We start from the raw sequence: 12,408 nt of genomic DNA, 5'->3' as shown, positions 1-12,408 counted from the left end.
CGGTGCCTGGCTACCAGCGCGGAGAGGGCAGGAAGAGTCGGCGGATAGGGTCATGGTGCGGGGGCATGCCGTCGGCGGTGACGAAGCCATGAACCCAGAAGCTGTCGAAAACCGTGGCGGCGGCAATGGCGAGTAGCAGCAGGGCCGATCCGGCGAACAAGGGCCGGGCGCCGCGCAGCGGGGCCGCCGGCATAAGGGCGAGCAATGCGAGTGGCAGAACGGGCAGGAAATAGCGACCCTGCGTCCCCTGGATATAGTCGGCGCCAAGCGGCGTGCCCGTCAGATACATGGCGGTTTCGATCAGCAGCGCCACCCCGGCCGCGATGGCGAGCCACCAGAGCCTTTGCCCCCATGAGACGCGCATGGCCGATCCGCTGCCAATCGCCGCGCCGAGCATTGCCAGCGCCAGCGGATAGGCGAGAAGAGGCAGCAAAATCGCATTCCAGCCGAAACGGCCGACGATCTGGAGCGCATAGACCGGCGTGCGTTCGGTGACGCTGGTGACAAGGATATGGAGATAGGCAAGCGGATCGTGCAGGATAACCGCCAATTGCTGACCGAGAGGCGCGGTCATGACCGTCTCGCCCGTCTTGCGCGACACGATATGGTAGAGCGCCTGGGTGCCGCCGGAGAGCTTCATCCACAGAAGAAAGGCGAAAGCGCCGATGACCATTGCGGCAAGGAGCGGCAGGGGTCGAAGATCGCGGCGGCTTTCCGGCCAGCGCAATCCGGCCGCCATCAACGGCAGATAGACGCCCTTGGCAAGCGCCAGCACGGGAGCGATCAGGTAGAGCGCCAGGCCGCGTTTCGCCGTCCACCCCATGAAGCCGACCCGCAGCGCCAAGGCAAGGCCGAGAAAGCCCGTGCCGTTGATGACCGCATCGGGGGAGAGCGAAGCATTTTGATAGCAGAAGGTCGGCAGCAGCGCCGTGGCGAGCAGGGCATTGCGGCCGAACGGAACAAGGCCGAGCGCCGCGGCCAGCATGGCCAGTGCGAACAGGGCGTTGACGATCCGGCCACTGTAGAAAGCTCCCAGATGCGGCAGGCCCAGGCTCTTGCCGATCGCCAGACCGGCCGCTCCGGGCAAATAGAGGGTGGGCGCATAGTTCGCCACATTGGGGAAATCGGCAAAGCGCCGCTCATCGGCACGGGATTTCCCGGCATCCCACGCGGTCATCAGCATGGACGGCCGGAACAGGCGGGCATCGGGTGATGCGCGCGTCGGGAAATGGGCGTCGTGCAGGTCGATGGCGGCGCGGGGAAGCTCCGCGCCGATCATCGCGCCCTGCTGCTTGGTCAGCATGCCGCCTTCGGAAAGGAGGAGCGCCTTCATAAAATGCTGATTCTCGTCGGGAGCCTGAAAGGGCGGCGTGACGCAGGCAAAGAAGAGGGTTGCGATGCAGATCAGGGCGTAGAGCCGCTTTTCCAGGCTGGTCCATGGCATATGGCCCGCCGTCGGCGGATTCGCCCGGCCGGATGTCCGTCTTTCCTGTCGCATCGATCGCCCCCTGTCTGGGCATGATGACCTAGCGGCAAGCTCTTAATATTTCGCGCCTATTTCTGATCTGCATCAACATATCGGGTGGGGATCGCGTAAGTCTTCCGTAATATTTCCGCGCCAGTGTCGTCAGGCTCGGGACCCAATGCTGGCTGGTTCGAGGTTTGAGGCAAAATGGCTCAGGGCCAGAAGGCAAGTCGCAGGAATATGTTGATATTTCCAGCCTTGCCGACGCAGCACTGGGGTCATTTTGGTCAAATTTCTGCGGGACGCCGAAATGGCTTCCATCTCGAACCGAAATGCGCTGACAAAGGCAATGAGCCTTCGCGGCGCGCATTTCGATGCCTCGACCCCTCCAGTAACGGGTCCTGAGCCTAGCGGAGAACCCCATGTATATCATTGATTTCCGGCATGATCTGAACCTGCTCGACATCCGATGGCGCGGCATCTTCACCGATGGGGCGATTGCGGAATATGCGCGCATATTGAAGCGCCAGTTCGTTGAGCAGGGGTTCCAGCCGGGCTATCTGCTGCGCATGGACATGACCGACAGCGCTGTCCAGACACAGGATGCGGTCGCATCCTTCGGTCGCCATCTCGGCGATTTTCCCAAGGCGAGGCGGATCGCCATCGTCACCCCCAGCGCCATTGCAAGCATGCAGGTGCGCCGGGTGATGACCCAATCCTATCTGCGGATATTTCCATGGGCTGAGCCGGCACTGGAGTGGCTGCTGGAGGATGAAGCAGCGGTGGCTGGGCTATAGCGGGCCATCCTGAGACCTTCGCATCACCTGCTCAGGTCAGATTCCTACGCTTCAACCCAGCTCAAAGCAAAATCAGCCCTCTTCCTCGATTTCCCGTTCCGCCGGAGGGTGAAGGCGCAGACGGCTGACGCGGCGTCCGTCGCTGTCCAGGATTTCCAGTTTCCAGCCGCTTTGCGCATGTTCGACGATCTCGCCGGGCTCGGGAACGCGGCCCGCGATCACGAAGGCCAGGCCGCCCAGCGTGTCGACATCTTCCTCTATGTCCGCCAGCTTTTCGTCGATTTCCTTCGCCACATCCTCCAGTTCGGCGCGGGCGTCGGCTTCCCAAAGGCCGCCATCCAGCGGAACCAGCATCGCTTCCGGTTCCTCGTCATGCTCGTCCTCCACCTCTCCGACGATTTCCTCGACCAGATCCTCGAAGGTGAGCAGCCCTTCCGTACCCGAATATTCGTCGAGCACGATGGCGAGATGGGTGCGCTTGGCGCGCATTTCCGCGAGCAGGTCCAGCGCCCCCATGCTTTCGGGAACATAGAGCGGCTGGCGGATCAGCGGTTCCAGCGTATCGGGCGCCGGCGCCTTGCCCGCTAATATGGCGAAGGCGTCGCGGATGTGGATCATGCCGACGATAGTGTCCAGATTTTCGCGATAGACGGGGATGCGGCTGTGTCCCGCCTCCGCGAACAGGGCGGCCAGATCGGCAAAGCTGGCCTTTTCCTCTATGGCGATGATGTCCGCGCGAGGGACCGCCACGTCATCGACCGTATGTTCGGAAAAGTGCAGCAGGTTGCGGACCATCTGGCGTTCGATGGCAGACAGGTCGCCCTTGGCAGGGGGCGCCGCGCCTTCCTCCTGCTCCTCCTCATCATATTCGTCGAGCGCATCCTCCAGCTCGCGCCGAAGGCTGTGGCTTTCCTCATCTCCGAAGAGCAGCGATTTCAGGCCGCTCCATAAACCGCCCTCATGGCTGCTACTGTCCGATTCCTTCGAACCGTTGCCGTCCTTGGGACTGCCTTCCGCCATCGTAGTTCCCGTTTCCCTGTTCACGGCATCGCCCGAGAAAGCCTGTCCTGAACCCGTTTGACGGTGGGCGCCGGCTTTCCGCTAAAAGCGATGCCACAAAATATTATCGATCCCCATAGGGATCGGAAATGCCCAGGCTGATCAGCGACTGCGTCTCCAGCGCTTCCATCGCTTCGGCCTCGGCGTCCTCCATATGATCATATCCCAGCAAATGAAAAGTCCCATGGACGATCAGATGCGTGGCATGATCGGCTATGGAGATGCCCTTTTCCGCGGCCTCGCTGGCGCAGACCCCTTCCGCCAGTACGATGTCGCCCAACAGCACCTCGCCATCGTCGGTGTTGGCGGTGGTTTCCAGCAAGTCCGACTGCACCATCGGGAAGGACAGGACGTTGGTCGGCCTGTCCTTGTCCCGATAGGCGCGGTTGAGCTGGTGGACCTCCTCGTCGGTGGTGAGTTTGACCGCGACCTCGTACAAGGCTTCGTCCGCGGCGAACGCGGCATAGGGGCTGTGCATGATGGCCGCGACGACGGCCCGCTGGGCCAGTAATTCCCAGTCGGTATCGGGCCAGCCCTGTTCGTGGAGAACGGCGACTTCAATCATTATGACGGTTTCCGTTCGCGCCGGGGGTAGTCGAGACATGGTGAAGGTCGAAATGTCGTTCCTCGACCCTGGGCTGTCCCGGACGCCTGCCTTGGCAGGCGGTCGAAGGGCTCGAAACGACCGGGTGCCGGGCGTGCATCTCAGGCATCCGGGCCCTCATAAGCCTGGACGATGCGGCCCACGACCGGGTGACGCACCACGTCGCTGATGCCGAAGGGCACGACGGAGATGCCCTCCACCCCCTCCAGCCGCGCGACGGCGTCCGCCAGACCGGAAATGCCCGGTTGCGGCAGATCCACCTGACGCGGGTCGCCACAGATGACCATGCGGCTGCCTTCACCGAAGCGGGTCAGGAACATCTTCATCTGGGCGACGGTGGTGTTCTGCGCTTCGTCCAGCACGATGAACGCGTTGGACAGGGTGCGGCCGCGCATGAAGGCGAGGGGGGCGATCTCGATCTCCCCCGACGCGATGCGGCGTTCGACCTGCTCTGCGGGGAGCGTGTCGTAGAGCGCGTCGTAGATCGGGCGGAGATAGGGGTCGACCTTCTCCTTCATGTCGCCGGGCAGGAAGCCAAGGCGCTCGCCCGCTTCCACGGCGGGGCGGGAGAGGATCAGGCGGTCGACGCTGCCGGTGATGAGCTGGCTCACGGCCTGCGCGACGGCGAGGTAGGTCTTGCCGGTGCCCGCCGGGCCCAGCGCGAAGATGATGTCGTTGCGGGTGAGCGCCTCCATATAGGTCACCTGCGTTGCGGAACGCGGGACGATGGTCTTCTTGCGCGTGCGGATCATGACCTTGGGCGGTTCGGCCACGTCATGGCGGATGATGCCGTCCAGCGTGGGCTCCGCGGACATGGCGATCACCGCCTCCACCGCGCCGGCATCGATTTCCTGGCCGGCGACGATACGGTTGTAGAGGCCTGTCATGACATCGCGCGCGCGGGCGGCCGCCTCGGCGTCTCCCTCGATCTGGAGCTTGTTGCCGCGCGCCGCGATATAGACGCCCAGGCGGTTTTCGATGGCCACCAGATTCTGGTCATATTGGCCGAACAGCGCGCCCAGCAGGTGCGGACGGTCGAAAGTGACTTCCAGCCGGGCGCGTTCTGCGACCTCGGTGCGGTGGTTATGATTGGGTTTCTTGGACATTCAGCAGCCTCCCTGTTCGTCAGTCACACTCGCGCGGGCGAGTATCCATCTCCTGTCGTTTGAGCCTGGTGGACAGGGCTGGAGATGGGTTCCCGTTGCCACGGGAACGACTGTGATTAGGTTCAAGCGGCCTTCCTCCTGCTGGGTTGTCCGGCCAGACTGTTCGGGCCGGCGCTGATGATATCGACTTCTACCATGTCCCCGATGGAAAGTTCCGGCGCGGTGACGTGGACGGACTGAAGCCAGGGCGTCTTGCCGATGAGCTGGCCGGGATGGCGGCCCTTGCGCTCCAGCAGGATGCCGGTGCGGCGGCCGACGGTGGCCGCGTTGAATTCCACCTGATGGCGGTTGATCAGCGCCTGCAGGCGGGCGAGCCGTTCGTCCATGACCTCCGCGGGGATCTGTCCGTCCATGTCGGCGGCGGGCGTGCCGGGGCGCGAACTATATTTGAAGCTGTAGCATTGGGCGTAGCGGACCTGCTCCACGATCTTCAGCGTATCCTCGAACTCGGCGTCGGTCTCACCGGGGAAGCCCACGATGAAGTCGCCGGAGAGCGCGATGTCCGGTCGGGCTTCGCGCACGCGTTCGATGATGCGCAGATAGCTGTCGGCGTCATGGCTTCGGTTCATCGCCTTCAGCACGCGGTCGTTCCCCGACTGCACCGGCAGGTGGAGGAAGGGCATCAGCTTGGGTTCGTCGCCATGGGCCGCGATCAGCCCGTCGCTCATGTCGTTGGGATGGCTGGTGGTGTAGCGGATGCGCTTGAGGGCGTCGATCTTCGCCAGTTCGCGGACCAGCCCGTCCATGCCCTGCGTCCGGCCCCTGTCGTCCTCGCCGGTCCAGGCATTGACGTTCTGGCCGAGCAGGGTGATCTCCCGCACGCCGCCGTCGACCAGCGCCTTCGCCTCGTCCAGGATCGCGGACCAACTGCGGCTGATTTCCGCGCCGCGTGTATAGGGGACCACGCAATAGGTGCAGAATTTGTCGCAGCCTTCCATGATCGTCAGGAAGGCGGTGGGGCGCGCCTGCTTCGTGCGCGCGGGAAGCGCGCCGAACTTCGACGCCAGCGGCATGTCCGTGTCGACGGCCTGTTCGCCACGGCCCGCCTTGTCGATCAGGTCGGGCAGGCGGTGATAGGCCTGTGGGCCGACGACGATGTCGACATTGCGGGCGCGCCGCTGGATTTCGCCGCCCTCCGCCTGAGCCACGCAGCCGGCGACCGCGATCATCGGGCGGCTGCCGTCCTCGCGGGTCATGCGGCCGATGTCGGAATAGACCTTGTCCACCGCCTTTTCGCGGATGTGGCAGGTGTTGAGGATGACCAGATCCGCCTCGGCGCCGTCGGCCGCGGCGGTCATGCCGCGCTCGCCCAGCATTTCGGCCATGCGCTCGCCATCATAGACGTTCATCTGGCAGCCGAAGGATTTGACGTGGAAGGTCGCTGGAGTCTTTTGGGCGTCGTACCGATTCATGCGGTCCAGCTATACAAGGGGTGCGCCGCAAGTAAAAGGCGGCAGGTGCGCGACGATGCTCGCGGCTATTCTTTCGCGGGCCGTCGCGGCCAAGGCCTTGCGATCAGGGCAGATTGCCGGATCGAACGGTTCCAGAAAGCGCAGGGTGACCTCCAGCCTGCCCTTGCGTTCCAGCAACCTCCTGACGTTCGCACCCGCCGGCTCGGCACTGTGCCAGCTGATTTCGGCGGTGGCCGGACCATAGTCGATATGGACAGGCTGAATCCGCACCGAGCGCGGAGGAGGCAGCAGGACCGAGAGCAGGGATGGCTTGAACGGCAGGAGGCCGGTGCCGTCGCTGGTGGTGCCCTCCGGGAAAAGCGCCACCGGCTGATGCCCCGCCAGCGCGGCGCGCAAGGCGTCGAGTTGCGAAGAGAGCGCGCCGCGGCGCTCGCGGGCGACGAAGAGCGTATTGTTCTGCGCGGCCAGCCAGCCGATGACGGGCCAGCGCGCGATGCCGTCATGCGCGACGAAGGCCGCACCCGTCGCACCGCCCAGCGCCAATATGTCCACCCAACTGACATGATTGGCGATGATGAAGCTGTCCCCTTGAAAGGGATGGCCGTCGATCCGCACCCGGGCGCCGACGGAACGCGCCGCCAGCGCCAGAAAACGCGGCGGCCAGGGCGACCGGCGCCGGGCCGCGCGCCAGAGCAGATGCGGGATGAGGCAGAGCAGCAGGCTGGCGGCCAAAGCCGTCAGGCGCATGAAGCGTCGAAGTGCGGCCAAGCTGTCTCAGCTCTTGCGGTCGAGCGCGACGCCGTAAAGTTCCATCCGGTGGTCGACCAGGCGGAAGCCAAGCTTTTCCGCGATCTGCTTCTGAAGCTGCTCCAGTTCGGGATCGACGAATTCGATGACATTGCCCGTCTCGACATCGATCAGATGGTCGTGATGGGATTCGGGCGCCGCCTCATATCGGGCGCGGCCGTCACCGAAATCGTGACGATCCAATATGCCCGCCTCCTCGAAGAGGCGGACCGTGCGGTACACGGTGGCGATGGAAATGCCCGGATCGATGGCAGCGGAGCGCCTGTGCAGTTCCTCCACATCCGGGTGATCCGTGGCGTCGCTCAGCACCTGGGCGATGACGCGGCGCTGTTCGGTGATGCGCAGGCCCTTTTCATGGCAAAGGGCTTCGACGTCGATCTTGCGGTTCATGCAGGCTCACTTGGCTGGAATGTGCGTAAGTTCGGAAAAGAGCCTAGCGGCTTTCGTCCTAGTATAAAAGGGGCGCGCGATACGCGCACCCCTTGCATGGGCGTTTGCCTGCGGTTTGCGCTGTTATTTGGGAGCGCGGACGCGACGGCGCTTGGTGCCGAGGCCGATCTTCTTGGCCAGGCTGCGGCGCTGTTCGGCATAGTTGGGCGCGACCATCGGATAATCGGCCGGCAGGCCCCATTTGGCGCGATAATCTTCGGGCGTCATCTGATAATGAGTCATCAGGTGGCGCTTCAGCATCTTCAGCTTCTTGCCGTCTTCCAGGCAGATGATGTAGTCGGGCTTGATCGACGAGCGGACCGAGACGGCGGGTTCGGGCTTCACCTCCGGCGCGGCGGCGGGAGTGGCCAGACCGGAAAGCGCGGCGTGCACATTCTGGATCAGGGTAGATACGTCAGAGACGGCAACGCTGTTGTTCGAGACATGGGCCGCGACAATATCCGACGTCAAAGTAATGAGCAGTTCGCTCTGCGCTGATTCAGTTTCCATTTCTTTTCCCTGCGAAGGCTATTGGTTGCGCGACCCGCCCGAGGAAAATCATTTCAGGAGCGGTATGGGTCAGCTATACCGATGGTTTCTGTTTTGCAAGGGCGGATTTAAATCATCTAAGCATGTCGATACGAAAGCTTAGCGCGTCGTGAAGTTGTCCATCGTTGCCGCGATAGTAACCGGGACGGCGGTGTACATATTCGAACCCGGCTTTTTCATATAGCCTTATTGCCGTATTCGACGCACGAACTTCCAGATTCATCGACGTAATGCCCCGCTTGCGCGCCGTCCTGAGGCTGTCGAGCAGCAGGTCCTCGCCAATGCCCCTCCCGCGCCAGAGCGGGCTGACGGCCAACAGCAGCAATTCGCATTCGTCAAGCACGGAACGGACCAGCGCGAAGCCGACCGGCGCGGCGTCGATCCGGGCGATGGTGAGCCAGGTTCCCGGCATGGTCATCACCCCGGCGAGCTGCGGCAATGTCCATGCTTCGCCAAAGGCCGGGTCGAAGGCGCGCACCATGACGTCCATGGCATCGCTCATCGCGTTGCGTTCGCCATCCTCATAGGTCTGGAGCGTCAGGCCCGGCGTCATGACGCTGCCCGTTCCGCCATCGGACGCGCATCCGCGCCACGGCAATAAAGGGGGGAGGGGGGGAGCGGCGGGAGCCCGGCGACCAGCGGATAGTCCGCGGCATCGGGATACAGGCTCACCGCCGTGCCATGGCCGCGCGCCGTCACCAGCGCTTCGGCGCCGGTGCCGTAGAGCGTGGGCTGCGTCAATTGCTTCGCCAGTTCGGCAATCGGCGTGGAGGCGGGCGGGCCGAGGGGCGCAAGCCCGTCAGTGGAGAAGGCCTGCCAGAACAACTCGCCATGACCGCCGGTAATGGTGACGGCCAGGGTCTCGTCCTTATGATCCCCTGCCGCCGCCCTGGCCGCGATCATGGCGAGCGCGCCATAGCCATGCAGCGGAATGTTCCAGGCCAGCGCCAGCGCCCGCGCGGCGGCGATCCCGATGCGCACGCCGGTGAAGCTGCCGGGGCCGACATCGACGGCGATCGCATCGGCCCGGCCGCCGTCGGGCAGGGCAGCGATGGCGGGCAGCAGCGCTTCGGCATGGCCACGCCCGACGATTTCATGAAAATGGCCCAGGGGCGCTCCGTCATCGAGCAGCGCCACGGACAGCGCCTGTGTCGCGGTGTCGATGACCAATATGCGCAAAGAAAACCCCTGTTGACCGCTCGCCCGATGCGATGCCCGGCTCTGCGGTTAATCGATCGGCACGGGTTTGCCAATTGTTCCCGGCCAACTGTTTCGCCGCTCAGACGGCGCGGACCTCCGTCACTTCGGGCACATAATGTTTGAGCAGTTGTTCGATCCCGTTCTTCAGCGTCGCCGTGGAGGAGGGGCAGCCGGAACAGGCGCCCTGCATGCGCAGATAGACGGTTCCCTTGTCGAAGCCGCGATAGATGATGTCGCCGCCGTCATTGGCCACGGCCGGCCGGACACGGGTGTCGATCAGCTCGCGAATCTGGGCGATGATCTCCTCATCTTCCGGATCGTCCGCAAATTCCTCCTCCTCGGGAACAAAGATTTCGCCTGCCGAGCCGGGCGCGAACAGCGGCATGTTGGCGGAAAAATGTTCGAGCAGGATCGAAAGGATGTCCGGCTTCACATCGCTCCACTGTGCGCCGGGCGCGATGGTGACGGAAATGAAGTCCCCGCCGAAAAAGACCCCCGTCACGTCGCCCAGGCCGAACAGCGCATCGGCCAGCGGCGAAGCCTCCGCTTCTTCCGGTGTGGCGAAATCGCGGGTGCCCATGCCCATGACCACGCGGCCGGGAATGAACTTGACGGTTGCCGGATTGGGCGTCGCTTCGGTCTCGATCAACATGCGCGCTATGTGGAGAGAAGACTGCGCAAGATCAAGCTTTCGTGCTAAATTGACTCCCGCAAATCGCTTGGCGCCGTCGATTGAGTCCCGCCTGAGATCGAAGGGAGAGAGAAGATGAGCAATGAGGCCGACATCCGCCATCGCTTCTGGACGGAATTGTCGCAAAGCCCGTTCCTGATGGTCGGGTTGAGAGGGTCGCCCGATCACAGTATGCCCATGACGGCGCAGCTCGATCCCGGCGCGAACCATTGCTTCTGGTTCTATACGACGCGGGAGAACCGGCTGGCCAGGGGCGGACCGGCCATGGCCCAGTTCGCAGGCAAGGGACATTTCCTGTTCGCCTGCATCGACGGCACCCTGGTCGAGGAGACGGACCCGGCGGTGATCGACCGGTACTGGACCCATGATGTGGCGAGCTGGTATCCCGGCGGACGGCAGGACCCGCATCTGACGATGCTCCGTTTCGATCTTGGCCGCGCGGAAATCTGGCGTGCCGACATGTCGCTTGGCGGCATGTTTCGGCAAATGTTCGGCGGAGACGTGCGCGAAGAGATGCGGAGCAAGCATGTGGAGGTGACGTTGTAGGGGGAGGCGAACGCCGCCACTTGCTTTTTCCCGCCATTCCCGCCATATGCGCTGCAACGCAGCAGCGGGCTTCACGCCCCTTCCAGCGATTGGCAGCGTGATCGCTTCGGCCCGAACGGGCATCGGGGCCGGCCAATGAAAGTCTGCGCCAAGCTTTGAGGCTTCCCTTTTCACGCGGGTCGTTTCGTAACCCGCCTTGCGTCCCGGCCCTGCCGGAAGACGCCGGGGCCCATTCGTGAGTTATCATCCATGCAATTTACCGACCTTGGCCTTGCCGAGCCGATCCTGAAGGCGCTGGCCGCCAAGAAATATGCCTCGCCGACGCCGATCCAGGCGCAGGCCATTCCCGTGCTGCTGAAGGGCAAGGACCTGTGCGGCATCGCGCAGACCGGCACCGGCAAGACCGCTGCCTTCGCGCTGCCCAGCCTTGACCATTTCGCCCGCAATCCCAAGCCGACGCCGCTCCAGGGCTGCCGCATGCTGGTGCTGTCGCCGACGCGCGAACTCGCCGCGCAGATCGCGCAGAGCTTCCGCGACTATGGCCGCTTCCTGAAGCTGTCCGTGGAGGTGGTGTTCGGCGGCGTGCCGATCAACCGGCAGATCCGGGCGCTGGGGCGCGGCGTCGACATCGTCGTGGCGACGCCGGGCCGTCTGCTCGACCTGATCGACCAGCGCGCCTTCACCATCAAGGACACCGAGATATTCGTCCTCGACGAAGCCGACCAGATGATGGACATGGGCTTCATCCACCCGTTGAAGCGCATCGCCAAGCTGCTGCCGAAGGAGCGGCAGAACCTCTTCTTCTCCGCCACCATGCCGGGCGAGATCGAGGCGCTGGCCAGCCAGTTCCTGCACGATCCGGTCAAGGTGAGCGTCGCGCCGCAGTCGACCACGGCGGAGCGGGTCCGGCAGCAGGCGACCTTCGTCAACCAGATGGAGAAGCAGGCGCTGCTCAACCTGACGATCCAGAAGGAAGACATCGACCGCGCGCTGATCTTCACCCGGACCAAGCATGGCGCCGACCGGGTCGTGCGCTTTCTGGAGGGCGCGGGCATCCAGGCCGTGGCGATCCATGGCAACAAGAGCCAGGCGCAGCGGACCACCGCGCTCCAGGCCTTCCGCCATGGCCATGTGAAGCTGCTGGTGGCGACCGACATCGCCGCGCGCGGCATCGACGTGTCGGGCGTCAGCCATGTCATCAATTTCGAACTGCCCAATGTGCCGGAACAATATGTCCACCGCATCGGCCGCACGGCGCGGGCAGGGGCGGAGGGCGTTGCGATCAGCTTCGTGGCGGACGACGAGCGGCCTTATCTGAAGGCCATCGAGCGGACGACCAAGGTGAAGCTGGACGTCGTCCCGCTGCCGGAGAATTTCGTCGAGGTGGTGCGCAATCTTCCCAAGGCCGCGCCGCAGCGCAAGGGTCGGGAGCAGACCCCGGAGCAGAAGACGCGGCGCGCCGACGGGCAACGCCGCTATCAGGACCAGCAGAAGCAGCAGCGCGGCAATACCGAACGGGCGCATCGGCCGGATGGCGAAGCTGCGAAGCCGGCAAAGAAGAATTTCCGGCGCCGTCGCGGCGGCAGCAATGTCGGCGCGCATAAGGGCGCGGTGCAGAAGACCGGCGGGCGGTAATCCTGGATATGATGGGCTCCTGCGAAGGCAGGAGCCCAGTCCTGCCGT

At 64.0% G+C, this 12,408-nt stretch carries 14 protein-coding genes; 3 read left to right on the top strand and 11 right to left on the bottom strand.

Translation table 11 applies throughout. From position 1 onward, the window contains the following. Positions 1-10: 10 nt before the first annotated feature. A complete protein-coding gene (locus EGM87_RS07490) occupies positions 11-1,498 on the bottom strand; it encodes a DUF2142 domain-containing protein (protein ID WP_044662458.1) in 1,488 nt (495 codons plus the stop codon). A gap of 389 nt (positions 1,499-1,887) precedes the next feature. Here EGM87_RS07490 and EGM87_RS07485 point away from each other — a divergent pair, with 389 nt between their 5' ends. Continuing rightward, a complete protein-coding gene (locus EGM87_RS07485) occupies positions 1,888-2,262 on the top strand; it encodes a hypothetical protein (RefSeq protein ID WP_025549176.1) in 375 nt (124 codons plus the stop codon). 72 nt (positions 2,263-2,334) lie between these two features. Here EGM87_RS07485 and EGM87_RS07480 read toward each other — a convergent pair whose 3' ends face one another. From EGM87_RS07480 to EGM87_RS07435, 10 genes are all read right to left on the bottom strand, one after another. Then, positions 2,335-3,282, bottom strand: a complete 948-nt coding sequence (locus tag EGM87_RS07480) for a hemolysin family protein (protein WP_044662457.1) — start codon at positions 3,280-3,282, stop codon at positions 2,335-2,337. A gap of 103 nt (positions 3,283-3,385) precedes the next feature. Then, positions 3,386-3,886 carry an rRNA maturation RNase YbeY gene (gene ybeY, locus EGM87_RS07475; RefSeq protein WP_044662456.1) on the bottom strand — a complete coding sequence of 167 codons (501 nt, stop codon included), beginning with the start codon at positions 3,884-3,886 and terminating at the stop codon, positions 3,386-3,388. 140 nt (positions 3,887-4,026) lie between these two features. Continuing rightward, positions 4,027-5,031: a PhoH family protein gene (locus EGM87_RS07470; RefSeq protein ID WP_025549180.1), complete on the bottom strand. Its 1,005-nt coding sequence runs from the start codon at positions 5,029-5,031 to the stop codon at positions 4,027-4,029. Between the two features lie 122 nt (positions 5,032-5,153). Then, the gene (miaB, locus tag EGM87_RS07465) at positions 5,154-6,503 is read right to left on the bottom strand and encodes a tRNA (N6-isopentenyl adenosine(37)-C2)-methylthiotransferase MiaB (RefSeq protein ID WP_025549182.1); all 1,350 of its coding nucleotides are present in this window, start codon (positions 6,501-6,503) and stop codon (positions 5,154-5,156) included. A 9-nt stretch (positions 6,504-6,512) separates the two neighbouring features. Continuing rightward, positions 6,513-7,271 (bottom strand): lysophospholipid acyltransferase family protein, encoded by a 759-nt coding sequence (locus EGM87_RS07460; RefSeq protein ID WP_044662455.1) that lies wholly within the window; start codon positions 7,269-7,271, stop codon positions 6,513-6,515. A gap of 6 nt (positions 7,272-7,277) precedes the next feature. Beyond that, complete coding sequence (locus EGM87_RS07455) at positions 7,278-7,700, bottom strand: Fur family transcriptional regulator (protein WP_025549184.1); 423 nt, start codon at positions 7,698-7,700, stop codon at positions 7,278-7,280. 123 nt (positions 7,701-7,823) lie between these two features. Further along, positions 7,824-8,249: a Ros/MucR family transcriptional regulator gene (locus EGM87_RS07450; protein WP_025549185.1), complete on the bottom strand. Its 426-nt coding sequence runs from the start codon at positions 8,247-8,249 to the stop codon at positions 7,824-7,826. 112 nt (positions 8,250-8,361) lie between these two features. Beyond that, positions 8,362-8,841 carry a GNAT family N-acetyltransferase gene (locus tag EGM87_RS07445; RefSeq protein ID WP_025549186.1) on the bottom strand — a complete coding sequence of 160 codons (480 nt, stop codon included), beginning with the start codon at positions 8,839-8,841 and terminating at the stop codon, positions 8,362-8,364. Further along, positions 8,838-9,467, bottom strand: a complete 630-nt coding sequence (gene tsaB, locus EGM87_RS07440; protein ID WP_044662454.1) for a tRNA (adenosine(37)-N6)-threonylcarbamoyltransferase complex dimerization subunit type 1 TsaB — start codon at positions 9,465-9,467, stop codon at positions 8,838-8,840. The genes EGM87_RS07445 and tsaB overlap by 4 nt, the downstream gene beginning before the upstream one ends. 100 nt (positions 9,468-9,567) lie before the next feature. After that, positions 9,568-10,140: a NifU family protein gene (locus EGM87_RS07435; protein WP_025549188.1), complete on the bottom strand. Its 573-nt coding sequence runs from the start codon at positions 10,138-10,140 to the stop codon at positions 9,568-9,570. 114 nt (positions 10,141-10,254) lie between these two features. On the opposite strand from EGM87_RS07435, the gene EGM87_RS07430 reads away from it, so the two are divergent. Then, on the top strand, positions 10,255-10,725 hold the full coding sequence (locus EGM87_RS07430) for a pyridoxamine 5'-phosphate oxidase family protein (RefSeq protein ID WP_025549190.1): 471 nt from the start codon (positions 10,255-10,257) through the stop codon (positions 10,723-10,725). A gap of 249 nt (positions 10,726-10,974) precedes the next feature. After that, positions 10,975-12,360, top strand: coding sequence for a DEAD/DEAH box helicase (locus EGM87_RS07425; RefSeq protein WP_025549191.1), 1,386 nt, complete (start codon positions 10,975-10,977; stop codon positions 12,358-12,360). The last annotated feature ends 48 nt before the right edge of the window (positions 12,361-12,408 follow it).

This window comes from Sphingobium sp. RSMS (assembly GCF_005406185.4).
Lineage (GTDB): Bacteria > Pseudomonadota > Alphaproteobacteria > Sphingomonadales > Sphingomonadaceae > Sphingobium > Sphingobium fuliginis.
The sequence above is the reverse complement of the archived record's forward strand: the minus strand, read 5'-3'. Positions and strand labels throughout refer to the sequence as shown.